The organism is Allorhizobium sonneratiae, assembly GCF_023700755.1.
Taxonomy (GTDB): domain Bacteria; phylum Pseudomonadota; class Alphaproteobacteria; order Rhizobiales; family Rhizobiaceae; genus Allorhizobium; species Allorhizobium sonneratiae.
On the sequence record NZ_JAMKOJ010000012.1, the window covers coordinates 77405 to 92362 of the forward strand.

12 protein-coding genes are annotated in these 14958 nt (G+C 53.9%); 4 read left to right on the forward strand and 8 right to left on the reverse strand.

Annotated features, from left to right (window positions below; translation table 11 throughout):
- The first annotated feature begins 98 nt into the window (after positions 1-98).
- From leuS to holA, 3 genes are all read left to right on the forward strand, one after another.
- A complete protein-coding gene (leuS, locus tag NAC44_RS18935) occupies positions 99-2726 on the forward strand; it encodes a leucine--tRNA ligase (protein ID WP_250943124.1) in 2628 nt (875 codons plus the stop codon).
- Entirely contained in the window at positions 2716-3243 is a 528-nt protein-coding gene (gene lptE, locus NAC44_RS18940; RefSeq protein ID WP_250943125.1) for an LPS assembly lipoprotein LptE, read from the forward strand. The genes leuS and lptE overlap by 11 nt, the downstream gene beginning before the upstream one ends.
- A 300-nt stretch (positions 3244-3543) precedes the next feature.
- Positions 3544-4587, forward strand: coding sequence for a DNA polymerase III subunit delta (gene holA / locus NAC44_RS18945; protein ID WP_250943126.1), 1044 nt, complete (start codon positions 3544-3546; stop codon positions 4585-4587).
- Positions 4588-4709: 122 nt separating this feature from the next.
- Here the strand turns inward: holA and NAC44_RS18950 are convergent, their stop codons facing one another.
- From NAC44_RS18950 to hemE, 8 genes are all read right to left on the reverse strand, one after another.
- Positions 4710-5591 carry a ParB/RepB/Spo0J family partition protein gene (locus tag NAC44_RS18950; protein WP_250943127.1) on the reverse strand — a complete coding sequence of 294 codons (882 nt, stop codon included), beginning with the start codon at positions 5589-5591 and terminating at the stop codon, positions 4710-4712.
- A gap of 201 nt (positions 5592-5792) precedes the next feature.
- On the reverse strand, positions 5793-6587 hold the full coding sequence (locus tag NAC44_RS18955; protein WP_250943128.1) for a ParA family protein: 795 nt from the start codon (positions 6585-6587) through the stop codon (positions 5793-5795).
- An 18-nt stretch (positions 6588-6605) separates the two neighbouring features.
- On the reverse strand, positions 6606-7241 hold the full coding sequence (gene rsmG, locus NAC44_RS18960; RefSeq protein WP_250943187.1) for a 16S rRNA (guanine(527)-N(7))-methyltransferase RsmG: 636 nt from the start codon (positions 7239-7241) through the stop codon (positions 6606-6608).
- 4 nt (positions 7242-7245) lie between these two features.
- Entirely contained in the window at positions 7246-9111 is a 1866-nt protein-coding gene (gene mnmG, locus NAC44_RS18965; protein ID WP_250943188.1) for a tRNA uridine-5-carboxymethylaminomethyl(34) synthesis enzyme MnmG, read from the reverse strand.
- A gap of 34 nt (positions 9112-9145) precedes the next feature.
- Complete coding sequence (mnmE, locus tag NAC44_RS18970; RefSeq protein WP_420839988.1) at positions 9146-10462, reverse strand: tRNA uridine-5-carboxymethylaminomethyl(34) synthesis GTPase MnmE; 1317 nt, start codon at positions 10460-10462, stop codon at positions 9146-9148.
- A 166-nt stretch (positions 10463-10628) separates the two neighbouring features.
- On the reverse strand, positions 10629-11894 hold the full coding sequence (gene rho / locus NAC44_RS18975) for a transcription termination factor Rho (RefSeq protein ID WP_250943130.1): 1266 nt from the start codon (positions 11892-11894) through the stop codon (positions 10629-10631).
- A gap of 216 nt (positions 11895-12110) precedes the next feature.
- Positions 12111-12650, reverse strand: coding sequence for a protoporphyrinogen oxidase HemJ (hemJ, locus tag NAC44_RS18980; RefSeq protein ID WP_250943131.1), 540 nt, complete (start codon positions 12648-12650; stop codon positions 12111-12113).
- A gap of 2 nt (positions 12651-12652) precedes the next feature.
- Positions 12653-13675 carry a uroporphyrinogen decarboxylase gene (gene hemE, locus NAC44_RS18985; protein ID WP_274706970.1) on the reverse strand — a complete coding sequence of 341 codons (1023 nt, stop codon included), beginning with the start codon at positions 13673-13675 and terminating at the stop codon, positions 12653-12655.
- A 426-nt stretch (positions 13676-14101) separates the two neighbouring features.
- Between hemE and NAC44_RS18990 the strand changes: the two genes are divergently transcribed.
- Positions 14102-14923, forward strand: a complete 822-nt coding sequence (locus tag NAC44_RS18990; RefSeq protein ID WP_250943133.1) for a pyruvate, water dikinase regulatory protein — start codon at positions 14102-14104, stop codon at positions 14921-14923.
- Positions 14924-14958: the final 35 nt, after the last annotated feature.

Genomic DNA, 14958 nt, shown 5'->3' on the forward strand with positions numbered 1-14958 from the left:
CAAGAGCAAGCGTCGTTCAAGCGCAGAAAGCTTGACGCAAAGGGTGTTTCATGATGAAGGTCCAAGCGATTTTTCTCGATGTCCGGACATGCCTTTCCATGAGCACAGAACGTTATAATCCGCGCGAAACCGAGCCTCGCTGGCAGAAGAAATGGGCTGAAGCGAAGGTTTTCGAGACCGATAACAGCGATCGCCGTGAAAAATATTACGTGCTGGAGATGTTTCCCTATCCGTCGGGTCGCATCCATGTCGGCCATGTGCGCAATTATGCGCTCGGCGATGTCGTCGCCCGCTACAAGCGCGCCCGCGGCTTCAACGTGCTGCATCCCATGGGCTGGGACGCCTTCGGCATGCCGGCGGAAAATGCTGCCATGCAGAACAAGGTTCATCCGAAGGACTGGACCTATCAGAACATTGCCGCCATGCGCGCCCAGCTGAAATCCATGGGCCTGTCGCTGGACTGGTCGCGTGAATTCGCCACCTGCGATGTCGATTATTATCATCGCCAGCAGGCACTCTTCATCGACATGATGGACAAGGGTCTGGTTTATCGCAAGCAATCCAAGGTGAATTGGGACCCGGTGGACCAGACGGTTCTCGCCAATGAGCAGGTGATCGACGGGCGTGGCTGGCGCTCCGGCGCACTGGTCGAACAGCGTGACCTGACGCAATGGTTCTTCAAGATCACCGATTTCGCTCAGGACCTACTCGATGCGCTGGATACGCTCGACGACTGGCCGGAAAAAGTGCGGCTGATGCAGAAGAACTGGATCGGCCGCTCCGAAGGTCTGACCATCCGCTGGCAGATCGAAGGGAAAGCACCGGACGGTTTTTCTGAAATCCAGGTCTACACCACCCGCGCCGATACGCTGTTTGGCGCATCCTTCCTTGCCATTGCCGCTGACCATCCGCTGGCCAGGGCCTTGAGCGCCGAAAACGAAGCCGTGGCAGCCTTCTGCGACGACTGCCGCCGGGCTGGAACGGCGCTGGCTGCCCTGGAAACCGCCGAAAAGAAGGGCATCAACACCGGCATCACCGTGCGTCATCCGCTTGATCCGGACTGGCAGGTGCCCGTTTACATCGCCAATTTCGTGCTGATGGATTATGGCACCGGCGCGATTTTCGGCTGCCCCTCCGGCGATCAGCGCGATCTGGATTTCGCCCGTAAATACGACCTGCCGGTCGTGCCCGTCGTGATGCCGAAGGATGGCGATGCGGCAAGCTTCACCATTGACGACACCGCCTATGATGGTGACGGTGTGATGATCAATTCCCGCTTCCTCGACGGCAAGACCCCGGAAGACGCCTTCGAAATGGTGGCCTCGAAACTGGAGGCTGAACAGCTCAACGGCGCGCCGGTGGCCGAACGCAAGGTGAATTTCCGCCTGCGCGACTGGGGTGTTTCCCGGCAACGTTACTGGGGCTGCCCCATTCCGGTCATTCATTGCGAGGTCTGCGGCGTCGTGCCCGTACCGAAGAAGGACCTACCGGTCAAGCTGCCCGATGATGTGACCTTCGATGTGCCGGGCAATCCGCTCGATCGCCATCCGACCTGGCGTCACGTGTCCTGCCCCTGCTGTGGCAAGGCCGCGCGGCGTGAAACCGACACCATGGACACTTTTGTCGATTCCAGCTGGTATTACACCCGCTTCACCGCGCCTTGGCAGGATGAGCCGACGGATCCGGCGGTTGCCAATCGCTGGCTTCCGGTGGACCAGTATATCGGTGGCATCGAACACGCGATCTTGCATCTCCTCTATTCGCGCTTCTTCACCCGCGCCATGCGCGAAACCGGCCATGTCGGCGTGAGCGAACCCTTCAAGGGCCTGTTCACCCAGGGCATGGTGGTGCATGAAACCTACCGGCAGGGCAGCGGCCAGAACGGCCAATGGATTTCACCTGCCGATATTCGCCTCGAAGAGGCAGACGGCATCCGCAAAGCCTATCTGCGCTCAACCGGCGAAGAAGTCACGATCGGCTCGATCGAGAAAATGTCGAAGTCGAAGAAGAATGTCATCGATCCCGATGATATTATCGCCTCCTATGGCGCCGATACGGCCCGCTTCTTCGTTCTGTCCGATTCCCCGCCCGACCGGGACGTCATCTGGTCGGAAGCCGGTGTCGAAGGTGCTTTCCGTTTTGTCCAGCGCGTCTGGCGTCTGGTGGCGGAAGCAGCCGATCAGCTGAAATCCGTCTCTGCCGCACCCGCACATGAGGGTGACGGCAAGGCGATTTCGCAGATCGCCCACAAAACCCTGCAAGCGGTTGGTGGAGATCTGGAAAAGCTCGCCTTCAATAAGGCCGTTGCCCGCATCTATGAATTCGTCAATGCCCTGGCACAGCCACTGCAGCAAGTTGCTTCCGGCAAGGCCGATGCGACCTTCACGGCAGCCGTGCGCAACGCCACGGAAATCCTTATCCAGATCATCGCGCCGATGACACCGCATCTGGCCGAGGAATGCTGGAGCGTTCTTGGTCATGAGGGGCTGGTCGCACAGGCGGCTTGGCCAAGCATCGATCCTGCCCTTGTCATTGAAAACGAGGTCACACTGCCCATTCAAATCAACGGGAAGAAACGCGCCGAATTGACAATTGCCCGCGACGCGGATCAGAATACCGTTCAGCAGGCGGTGCTCGATCTCGATGCGGTCAAGGCCGTGCTTCAAGGGCAGAGCCCGAAGAAGATCATTGTCGTTCCGCAAAGGATTGTGAACATTGTCATCTAAGACCCGCACAGCTTTGTCCCGGCGTGCTCTTGTCTGCGCGTCGCTTGCTCTTCTTACCGGTGTGGCTGGCTGTCAGGTCCAGCCGCTTTACGGAGAAAAGACCCATACCCGACAGATGATGGCGTCTATCGCCTTCTCCCCTGCAGGGGACAGAGTGGGGCAGGCCGTGCGCAACCGCTTGATCTTTCTGGCCGCCGGTGGGCAGGGGGAGCCAGCCCATCCTGCCTATAATGTCGATCTGAACGTGTCGTCGCAGACCACGGAAGTTCTGCGCGATTCCTACGGCGACACCAACACCGCCCAGCGAATTGTCGTCAGCGCCAATTATATCCTGCGCAAGGCACCGGAAGGCACCGTTCTGAAAATCGGTCATCGTGAAGCCGTGGCGCTTGCCGATATTCCCACGCAGCAGTTTGCCAAATTGCGCGCCATTCGCGATGCACAGGATCGCGCGGCTGACGAGCTTGCCGAGTTGATTACCGCCGATCTAGCCGCTGTTTTGAACCGCGGAAAATAATCCTATGGGTTTTGCCGGTTATGCTGCGGCATAAGTCTCAAGCATGTGTCTCTTCAAAAATCGGAAATCCGGTTTTCCCAAGAGACGCATGAAATAAGTCTTGAGATGACTCGTTCAGCTTTTCCCGATTGAAAGTGTTGCTGCATTTTTCTAAAGCACGTTGCAACTTATCAGCCTCAGTCAACGTGCTTTAAGCCTTTGTTATGTCGCATGTCCGTTATCGTTTTATTGCGGACAATAAAACGCAACATGCTTTGGGTTCAAAAACCGCACAGCACTCGAAAGCAGCAAGGCGATGTGATGGTAGAAGTCAAATCCCACGAGTTTGACGGATTTCTAACGAAGTCAGCTCGCCATTATCGGCTCTTTCTTGTCTATGGACCCGATGCCGGACTGGTCAGCGAACGCGGGACGGCTCTTGCGAAAAGCTGCGATATTCCGCTGGATGATCCCTTTGCCGTGATCCGGTTTGATGCCAGCGATATACAGTCCGACCCGGGTCGTCTGCTGGACGAAATGAACGCCATCGGCTTGTTTGGCGGGAAACGTCTGGTCTGGATCCGCGGTGCGGCCAATGAAAAAGGCATAGTAGACGGTCTGCAGATTCTCGCCAATGAGGATGGAACAGACAATATCCTGCTGATCGAAGCAGGAGATCTGAAAAAAACCTCTGGTTTGCGCAAGGCAGCCGAAGGGTCCCGAGCCGTTGCCGCCATCCCCTGTTATCAGGATGACAGCCGCGCCATCAATTCATTGATCGATCAGGAATTTTCTGCCGCTGGCAAGCGATTGACGCCCGCTGCCCGGCAATTGCTAGCCGAATCGCTGGGCGGTGACAGACGCGCCTCCAGAAACGAGATTTCCAAGCTGCTGCTCTATTGCCTGCATGATGATCTCATTGACGAGCAACATGTGACCGATGTGATCGGCGATGCCAGCGCCATCTCGACGGATGAAGCCGTGGATGCTGTTCTTGCCGGCAATCCCGATCAACTGCTTCATGCCATCGCCAAGATATCCACATCGAAAACGCCGATGTTTCTCGTGCTTCAATCCTGTCTGAAGCAGTTTCAGCTGCTCGATCTGATGCGCTCGGATATGGACAATAAACGGCAGCAAGCCGGCCAGGTCATGCAAAGCCTGGGAAGAAGCATTCACTTCAAACGCAAGCCTTTGATTGAAAAAGCCCTGCGAAACTGGAACAGAGACAGCATTTCTCAGGAATTGAAACGCCTGCAATCAACAATCTTCATGACGCGACGTCAACCGGGTCTTGAAGATACACTGGCCTTGCAAACATTGCTGGCGATAACGTTGCAATCAGCCCGTAAAAACAATTCATGAACCGCAGCCATGGCCGGTTGGCATGTGTGGTGAACACTGGTTCACCACACATGCTCTAACTCTTTGTTTTCCGCATTTCCGGACGGAAAACCGTTTCACACTTTTTCTGGAAATGCTCTCATTCAACGCGCCTCAAGCAGACGGCAAATCTCTTCAAGCTGTTCAAGTGTTTTATAGCTGATGCGAATTTGTCCGCCACTGGCCTTGTGATTGATCGACACATCCAGGCCAAGACGGTCCGACAGACTGCGCTCAAGCGCGATCGTGTCTGAATCTTTCGTCGATGCAGCAGACGCGGGCTTTGCTGCTCCTAGGCCCTTGATATCGTTTTGCGCCAAACGTTCCGCATCGCGAACCGAAAGCCCTTTGGATACGATCTGCCTTGCCAATCCGACTGGGTCGGATGTTGAAACCAGCGCCCTGGCATGACCAGCGGAAAGCGAACCATCCGCCAGCATATCGCGGACAGGATCAGGCAATTTCAACAAACGCAGGCTGTTGGCAACATGGCTCCGGCTCTTGCCGATGATCTCACCCAGATCGTTCTGAGTGTACTCATATTCCGCGATCAGCTGTTCATAGCCCATCGCCTCTTCGAGGGGGTTAAGGTCGGCCCGCTGAACGTTTTCGACAATCGCAAGTTCCAAGGCCATACGATCGTCGACATCGCGAACAATCACAGGAACGTCGACCAGACCAGCCAGTTGGGCAGCACGCCAGCGCCGCTCCCCGGCAATAATTTCATAGCGCTCGGTTCCAACAGTCCGAACGACAATCGGCTGAACAATGCCATGCTGACGGATAGACCCCGCCAATTCCTGCAACACGGTCTCATCGAAATAGCGTCGCGGATTGCGCGGATTGCGGCTGACAAATTCTATCGGAATCATCCGATCAGGCGCGACAGCTGGACGGGCCGTTTCCGGCTGCAAAGGCTGATCCATCTCACCAATCAAGGCAGCAAGCCCGCGACCTAAACGCCTTTTCGATACATCATCATTCATGACGATTCCTTTTCGTTTGCGTCTCTCCAAAGGTCATAGCCGGACCATAAGAAGACAAACGACCTTTCAACCATTGCGGATAATCTTTACCGAGATAATGACAGCATCCCGCTCAACACGATGGTAAAACATAAACCAGCCAGCATGAGCAGCGTTAATCCTGTCGGTTACCATCATCCCATCAGAGCAAACTGCAAGATATCAGGCCGCTTTACGCTGACGCTCTCTCTGAATGACTTCAGACGCCAACTGCAAATAAGCCTGACTGCCCGCGCATTTCAGATCATAGAGAATAGCCGGCTTACCATAAGACGGCGCTTCAGAGACCCTAACATTGCGAGGGATCAGCGTATGATAGACCTTATCTCCCAGATGGGTGCGAACATCTGTGACCACCTGCTGCGCAAGATTATTGCGGGAATCGAACATGGTCAGGACAATACCCTGAATATCAAGGTTCGGATTGACGCTGCGACGAACCTGGCTGATGGTTTCCAGCAGCTGACTCAACCCTTCCAGGGCAAAAAATTCGCACTGCAGCGGCACCAGTACTGAATGGGCCGCCGTCATCGCATTCATTGTCAGCAAATTGAAAGAGGGTGGGCAATCCACCAGAACATAAGAATAGCTGAGCGCTTCACTCTTGCTCAAGGCATTCTTCAAACGAAACACCCGATCGGATCTCTGCGCGATTTCCATTTCAAGACCAAGCAGATCAAGAGTTGACGGAACGATCGACAGATTCGGCACCGCCGTTTCAACCGCTGTCTCTGCAACGGTATGGCTTCCAATCAACAAATCATAGGAGGAAAGCTTGCGATCACGCCGCTCAATCCCAAGCCCGGTACTGGCATTGCCCTGTGGATCAAGATCAACAATCAGCACACGTTCGCCAATGGCAGCCAGGGCCGTTGCCAGATTGATTGCCGTTGTGGTTTTGCCAACACCACCTTTTTGATTGGCTATGGTTATAATCCGGTTCTTCCCGTCAGCCATGAGGTCACCCGATTGATCCTAATTGAGCGTTTCCAGATGGCTCAGTTCCAAAATCACCGAGTCTTCATCAAGCACGCTCTGGTGTAATACCAGATCAAACCGCCAGCGGTCACGTGCTTTTGCCAGCTCTGCCGCGTAATCCCGCCCTTTATGCAGAAGAAACTTAAGATTTGCGTTTTTCTCCACCCATGGAAACCCGAACTCGAGCAGCTTATCCAACTCAGCGAGCGCCCGAGCCGATATCAAATCCGGAGCAGGAAGGGTTTGAACGGCCTCTTCTATGCGAATGCTATGAACCTTGCCACGCGCACCTGTCTGCAACAACGCCATTCGCAGAAAGCCCGCCTTCTTGTGATTGCTTTCAACCAGATCGACCCAACCGCTAGAGGTCTCGTGAAGCAGAATGGCCGTTACCACACCCGGAAATCCACCACCACTGCCCAGATCGATCCATTGCTTTGGCTCTGGTGACAGTTTGAAAATCTGGACACTATCAACGATATGGCGTTCCCAAATCTGCGATTGCGTTGAAGCGGCGACAAGATTGATCGTTTTTGACCACTTCTCAAACAGTTCAACAAAGGCGCAAAGCCTGTCAAAGGTTTCACGTGAAACACGCAAACCGGTCAGCGATTCGAGATGACGCGCAGACATTGAATCAGCTGGCATTACGATAGGATCCTTTGCTCAAAGTTGCGATCAACAGAGAAATGGCTGCCGGTGTCATTCCATCAATTCTGCTTGCCTGCGCCAAGGTCTCCGGCTGGGCTGCAGTCAGTTTTTGCTTCAACTCATTCGACAGGCCGGGGAGAAGAGAAAAATCGAAATCTTGAGGAATGATCCGGTTTTCCTCCCGCTGGGTCGCAGCAATGTCAGCATTCTGACGCTCCATATAAACCGCATAGGTGGCATGGATTTCAGCAGCTTCACCTATCTTGTTATCGAGAGAGGAAAGATCAGGCCAGACAGATGCCAGTGTCTGAAGGGTAATATCCGGATAAGCCAGAAGCTCCATGGCCGAACGACGTCGTCCATCGAGATTGACCGTAATCCCGGCTGAGCGCGCTTCATTGGGAGTGAGTGTACGCTCCTGTATAAGCTGCAAGGTCTGCTCGAGTCCTTGACGGAAGGCGAGAAATTTTTCCTGCCGCTGTGAAGAAATGCAGCCCAGTTCCTGTCCAAGCGGCGTAAGTCGTAGATCAGCATTATCGGCTCGCAACGACAGGCGGAATTCGGCGCGCGAGGTAAACATGCGGTAAGGCTCAGCCACACCACGGCTCGTCAGGTCATCAATCATGACGCCGATATAAGACTGCGACCGGCTGAAGATCACCGGTTCCTGTCCGGCAGCCCGACGCGCCGCATTAAGACCCGCGACCAGACCTTGCGCGCCGGCTTCTTCATAACCGGTTGTGCCATTGATCTGCCCGGCAAGATATAAGCCGGTTAACGTCTTCAGTTCCAATGTCTGGCGCAGTTCACGCGGATCAACATGATCATATTCAATCGCATAGGCGCTTTGTAGAATGGTGACATCTTCAAGGCCTGGAAGCGTGCGGACAAAAGCATCCTGAACATCTTCTGGCAGTGAGGTCGAAATTCCGTTCGGATAAACCGTGTGATCATCCAAACCCTCAGGCTCCAGAAACACCTGATGCCCATCCCGATCACCAAAGCGCATGATCTTATCTTCGATCGACGGGCAATAGCGAGGACCAACGCCCTCAATCTGTCCGGAATACATAGCCGACAAATGAATATTATCACGAATGATCCTGTGTGTGGCATCCGTCGTCCGGGTAATCCCGCATTCGATCTGCGGGGTGGTAATACTGTCCGTCATGAAGGAAAAGGGCACCGGATCGTCATCGGCAGCCTGCATCTCCAGACGATCCCAATGAATGGTTCGTCCATCAAGCCTGGCCGGTGTCCCGGTTTTCAACCGGCCAAGACGCAGACCGAGACGCGCCAGTGTTTCGCTCAAGCCCAAAGACGGTGCTTCACCGACCCGCCCAGCCGGGATTTTTTTCTGGCCAATATGGATCAGGCCACGTAGAAAAGTCCCGGTGGTCAAAACCACTGAGCGGCTATGCAATTCACGGCCATCCGCAAGAACGACACCTGAAACCACTCCATCACGAAGAGTCAGATCGAAGGCATCACCTTCAATGACGGTCAGATTATCAAGGCTTTCAATCTGGTTCTGCACCGCTTCACGATAAAGACGACGGTCAGCCTGCGTGCGAGGTCCACGCACAGCCGGACCTTTCTTGCGATTGAGCAGACGAAACTGGATGCCGGCGGCGTCTGCGCACTCACCCATCAAGCCACCCAATGCATCAATCTCACGTACGAGATGACCTTTGCCCAGACCACCAATGGCTGGATTGCAGGACATGACACCAATCGTCTCGCGTTTATGCGTGACCAGAGCGGTTTTTGCCCCCAATCGCGCAGAAGCAGCAGCGGCTTCTGTGCCGGCATGACCACCCCCGATCACGATCACATCGAAACTATTTCCTATCATGGTCCTGTCACTCACCTGTGTTTCACGTGAATCATTTTCCGATGCAGAATTCCGAGAAGATTTTACCCAGCAACATTTCTGTATCGATGCGACCAATCAACCGGCTGAGGTGATCGGCTGCAGCACGCAATTCATCTGCCCGGATTTCCAAAGGCAAGTGGGCTTGCATGGATGCTTCCAGATGACCCAGAGCATGACGCAAACATTCCCTTTGCCGTAATCGACTCGGGATAACCGAAGCAGAAAGATCCAGACGCTTGCGCAACTCCAGCAGCAGCAAGGATCGAACCTCATCAAGATCTGCATCGTTGCTGGTGCAGATGGTCAAGCTGTATGCTTCATCCGACTTGCCCGGCACAAGATCCTTTTTCGTTCCGATCTTTAGTACCGGAGCAGTCTCATGCGATAGGGCAGATGAAAAATCGCCGCCAGTCATATCCTGCAGGTAAAGCACAAGATCGGCCTCTTCGACGGTTTTAAGAGCGCGTCGAATGCCCTCTCGTTCGACAATCTCATCCGTCTCTCGCAATCCGGCCGTGTCATACAGCCGAACGGCATAACCTTCAAGATCAAGATCGCAATGAAGAACATCCCGCGTCGTGCCAGCTATATTGGTCACGATGGCAATATCGCGCCGGGCAAGCCCATTCATCAGGCTGGACTTTCCGGCATTCGGCGCCCCTGCAATGACGACTTTGAAGCCGTCCCGAATAATCTCACCGCTCTTTTCACCCGCCAGCGATTGCTGAAGAGACTGGCGGAGCTTATCCACCTCCTGCCAGATCTGGTTGGAAACAGAGCCAGGAACATCTGACTCATCAGCAAAATCAAGTTCAGCCTCGATCATTGCCCGCGCATGCAGCAGAGATTTACGCCAGCCATCATACAGGGCCGACGCATGTCCACTGGCCTGTTCAATGGCCTGTCGTCTCTGCATTTCCGTTTCAGCCGCCAAGAGATCCGCCAGGCCCTCAATCTCGATCAGATCGAGCTTGCCATTTTCAAACGCACGGCGGGAAAACTCTCCAGCCTCGGCAAGACGGCATTCCGGAAAGGATGCGAGTTCATCCAGCAAGGCTGAAACCACAGCGCGGCTGCCATGAACATGAAATTCCGCACAATCTTCACCCGTAAAAGAAGCTGGACCGGGAAAAACGATAACCAAGCCGCTATCCAGAACCTGTCCATTGCTCAAATGGATGGTCCGCAAGCTAGCCTGTCGTGGTTTTGGCAAAGAGCCACAGAGTTTTGCCACCACGGTTTCCATCCTCGGTCCGGAAAGACGAATGACCGCTACCCCAGAAGGAAGGGAACCGGTTGAAAGAGCAAAAATTGTTCTGTTATCCATGCCAACCATGCCTGTCTTTTGATCGGTGCAAATTTTATCCGGCAGTGAAAAGCCTCTTTTCCCATGCAGCACGACATGGAAAGCCTGGCTGTCCCACTGGATAATAAAAAGCCTCCGACTGAACCAAGTCGGAGGCTGGATAGAATCCGGCTAATTTCTGCAAAAATCAGGTGTTCATCGACTCGAAGAAATCGGAATTGTTTTTCGTCTGCTTCAATTTGTCATTCAGGAATTCGATGGCATCCGTAGTGCCCATCGGAGCCAGAATACGACGCAGAACAAAGATCTTCTGCAGGTCCTGACGCGGCACAAGCAGATCTTCCTTACGCGTTCCGGATTTGAGAATATCCATCGCCGGGAAGATGCGCTTATCCGCAACCTTGCGGTCGAGTACGATTTCCGAGTTGCCGGTACCCTTGAATTCTTCAAAGATCACTTCGTCCATGCGGCTGCCGGTATCGATCAGAGCTGTTGCGATGATCGTCAACGAACCGCCTTCCTCGATATTACGCGCGGCACCGAAGAAGCGCTTCGGACGCTGCAACGCGTTGGCATCCACACCACCGGTCAAAACCTTACCGGAAGACGGCACAACAGTGTTGTAAGCACGGCCCAGACGCGTGATCGAATCCAGCAGGATCACCACATCACGTCCGTGCTCCACAAGACGCTTGGCTTTTTCGATCACCATCTCGGCAACCTGAACATGGCGGACAGCCGGTTCATCGAAAGTGGACGATACAACTTCGCCACGAACGGACCGTTGCATATCGGTCACTTCTTCCGGCCGCTCATCGATGAGCAGAACGATGAGATAGCATTCTGGATGATTGGCAGTGATTGAATGGGCAATATTCTGTAGCAGCACGGTTTTACCAGTGCGCGGCGGCGCAACGATCAGGCCGCGTTGGCCTTTACCAAGCGGAGCAACCAGATCGATGACACGCGCGGAGAGATCCTTTGAAGTTGGGACGTCCAGTTCCATCTTGAACCGCTCATTCGGATAAAGCGGCGTCAGATTGTCGAAATGAACCTTGTGGCGGATCTTTTCCGGGTCTTCGAAATTGATCGTATTGACTTTGAGCAGGGCGAAATAACGCTCACCCTCCTTCGGTCCGCGGATAGGGCCTTCGACCGTATCGCCGGTTTTCAGAGAAAAGCGACGGATCTGGGAGGGCGAGATATAAATATCGTCAGGCCCGGGGAGGTAATTGGCATTAGCAGAACGCAGAAAACCAAAACCGTCCTGCAAGACTTCGACGACACCTTCCCCGATGATTTCAATGTCCTGACTGGCCAACATCTTCAGTATGGCAAACATCAGTTCCTGTTTGCGCATGGTGCTGGCATTTTCAACTTCCAGCGACTCCGCAAAAGCCAGAAGATCGGTTGGCGATTTGCTTTTGAGTTCTTGTAGCTTCATTTCAGCCATAAAAGGACCATTATATCTGTGTGGGGAGGGGCGCGCTAAAATCGGGCATCATCGAATTACTCGACGATGAAATCTGAATGCATGAACGCCATGGAAGGTGATCGGAAAATAGCGATTCGCTTTCCTCCCCGCAAGAGGGGATATGAAACATCAGCACATTATTCGCAGAATGTCCCTGTAAATGCCGAAAATCTGATGAATGTCAGGAATAATTCGTCAGAAAGGCTTCACGATCACCAGAATGACAATAGCAATCATCAGAACGGTCGGGATTTCGTTCATCAAGCGCCAGTAGCCGGGGCTGCGCAGATAGTTGCCTTTGGCGAAGGCACGGGCAGCACGGGCGAAATATTCGTTGACAAAGGTTAAAGCCAGCACTGCGGCCAGCTTGGCATGCAGCCATCCGCCCTGAAAGCGGAAGATAGTCCAGGCAAGATAAAGACCCAGCAGCCAGGAAATCGCCATGGCCGGACGCATGATGGCATTCATCAGCCGCCGCTCCATCACGGCGAAAGTTTCCGCCTGGCTTGAGCCTTTCGGTGCATCGAAATGATAGATGAACAGCCGTGGCATATAGAGCAGCCCTGCCATCCAGGAGATCACCGCAATCACATGCAGTGCCTTGATCCAGGGATAGGCCTGACCGGGATCGATGTTCATCAACACAACAACCACGGCCAGAAAGACGATCAGTGCCGTGATAGCCCGTTGTGTGGCTTTTTTACCAGCGCTTTCGCTGCTTTGCTTTTCCGTCATGATCACACTCTTTCACGGATATGGCTTTCACGGATATGGCGGACCAGTTCGCTGACCGTTTCAGGCTTGGCCTGTGGCGTGATGCCATGGCCGAGATTGAAGATCAGCGGGCCCTGACCCAGAACATCAAGGATGCGATCAATACCGTCTTTGAGTGCCTGTCCTCCGGCAACGACCCGCATGGGATCGAGATTGCCCTGTACCGGGCCTTCCTTCTGCAAATCACGGGCAAAGGAGAGGGGTACGCTCCAGTCAAGCCCAATGGCGTCGGCGGCGGTCTTGTGGCGATAATCCTTCAGCAGCAGACCCGCTCCCTTGGCAAAGGCGATAATCTTCGCCTCAGGCTTTTCCTGTCTGATCCTGGCAATGATCCGGCGTACAGGTTCAATGCAGAAGGCTTCAAACTCCTCCTCGCCCAGAACACCCGCCCAGGAATCAAAAATCTGTACGGCATCCGCACCTGCATTCAGCTGGGCCAGCAGATATTCAGCTGAAAGATCGGCCAGAATGTGGAGCAGACGCCGAAAGGCCTGCGGTTCCCGATAGGCAAAGAGGCGGGCAGGGGCCTGATCCGGCGTGCCGTGACCGGCAATCATATAGGTCGCCACCGTCCAGGGCGCACCACAGAACCCCAGAAGTGTCGTTTCCTCAGGCAATTCCTGCCTCAGGCGCCGCACGGTTTCGATCACCGGATCGAGATGCGGAAAAATCGGTTTGCCATCGAGACAGCTGATGTCTTCAACTGCAATCGGCGTCATCTCAGGGCCAGTGCCTTCGGTGAAATGAACACCCCGGTTGAGAGCATCGGGAATGACCAGGATGTCTGAAAACAGAATGGCTGCATCAAAGCCATAGCGGCGGATCGGCTGCAATGTGACTTCGGTTGCCAGATCCGGCGTGTAACAGAGATCGAGAAAGCTCCCTGCCTTTTCTCGCGTCTGTCTGTATTCCGGCAGATAGCGGCCTGCCTGACGCATCAGCCAGATCGGGGGAGGGCTGAAGCTTTCGCCGTTCAGGACATTCATCACTTTGCGCAGGGGTGCACTCACGAGGGATCTCTTTCAAATCTTAAAAGATAAGGAATCTGTTTTTTGATTCTTAGACTCTGTGATTATCGGGACTTCAAGCCGTTCCACATGTTTTTGACAGCTCAAAGCAGGACGGTAAAGGCTATCGTCCGTTTCAACAAGGACTGCGAAGACAGAGGATAAATCTTAAAAAAATGATGTAAAACAACATATTAATGGCAGATTTTTTCTCTTCTCTTCTGTGGACAAGTTTTGAATCATGGATTGGATTTACAAAGATTAATCAATTATGCACAGGCTTGGCTTGTCTGTCTCCCGTCAGGCTTGTTGTGTGGAAAAAGAGGTGGTTTTCCTCTTGCCGTTTCCACAGTCGGGCGGCTTGCTCGGTTTCTACCGGCTTATCAACATCAGGGTCAGGATAGCGTGGAGAACAAAAAAAACTTCTTTCATTTGCATTTGATATCTGACTCGACCGGCGAGACCTTGATCTCGGCAGGCAGGGCCGTCACCGTGCAGTTTGAAAAATCGATGGCGATCGAGCATGTCTATCCGCTGATCAGAAACCGCAAACAGGCTGAGGCTGTGCTTCAGGCGGTGGATCGTGAACCTGGCATTGTTCTTTATACGATTGTCGATCCGGAACTGGCCGGTTTTCTGGATGAGAGATGCAAGGAGATCGGTGTCCCGTCAGTCAATGTGCTGGAGCCGATCATGATGACCTTTCAGACCTATCTTGGGCCTCTTTCACGCCGGCGGGTGGGTGCGCAACATGTGATGAATGCCGGATATTTTGCCCGGATCGAAGCGCTCAACTACACCATGGACCACGATGACGGACAGATGGCCGAGGATTATGACGAGGCCGATGTGGTTCTTGTCGGTATCAGCCGCACCTCGAAAACACCGACGAGCATTTATCTGGCCAATCGCGGTATCAAGACGGCCAATATTCCGATTGTCACCGGTGTTCCTTTGCCGGAGGCTTTGCTTGAGGCAAAGAAGCCTTTGATCGTTGGCTTGATTGCCACTTCCAACCGGATTTCCGATGTGCGCGGTCATCGTGAACTGGGGGTGACCAGCGGTTTCGATCCGAGCGGTTATACCGACCGGGCCAGCATTGCCGAGGAACTGAAATATGCCCGCGCATTGTGTGCGCGCTATAACTGGCCGGTGATCGACGTCACCCGCCGGTCGATTGAAGAGACAGCCGCGGCAATCATTGCCCTGCGCGCCAAGCTGGGTTAGGGATTCGCGACATATAGCGACGGATGTTCTCTCGC

Excerpts from the sequence above, each read along its gene's own strand:
- rsmG (WP_250943187.1), bottom strand. The coding sequence starts at position 7,241 with ATGTCTGCGCGTCATCTCGAATCGCTGACCGGTTTGCGTGTTTCACGT.
- hemE (WP_274706970.1), bottom strand. The coding sequence starts at position 13,675 with ATGAATGTCCTGAACGGCGAAAGCTTCAGCCCTCCCCCGATCTGGCTG.
- rho (WP_250943130.1), bottom strand. The coding sequence starts at position 11,894 with ATGGCTGAAATGAAGCTACAAGAACTCAAAAGCAAATCGCCAACCGAT.
- leuS (WP_250943124.1), top strand. The coding sequence starts at position 99 with ATGAGCACAGAACGTTATAATCCGCGCGAAACCGAGCCTCGCTGGCAG.
- NAC44_RS18950 (WP_250943127.1), bottom strand. The coding sequence starts at position 5,591 with ATGAATGATGATGTATCGAAAAGGCGTTTAGGTCGCGGGCTTGCTGCC.
- NAC44_RS18955 (WP_250943128.1), bottom strand. The coding sequence starts at position 6,587 with ATGGCTGACGGGAAGAACCGGATTATAACCATAGCCAATCAAAAAGGT.
- mnmE (WP_420839988.1), bottom strand. The coding sequence starts at position 10,462 with ATGGATAACAGAACAATTTTTGCTCTTTCAACCGGTTCCCTTCCTTCT.
- holA (WP_250943126.1), top strand. The coding sequence starts at position 3,544 with ATGGTAGAAGTCAAATCCCACGAGTTTGACGGATTTCTAACGAAGTCA.
- hemJ (WP_250943131.1), bottom strand. The coding sequence starts at position 12,650 with ATGACGGAAAAGCAAAGCAGCGAAAGCGCTGGTAAAAAAGCCACACAA.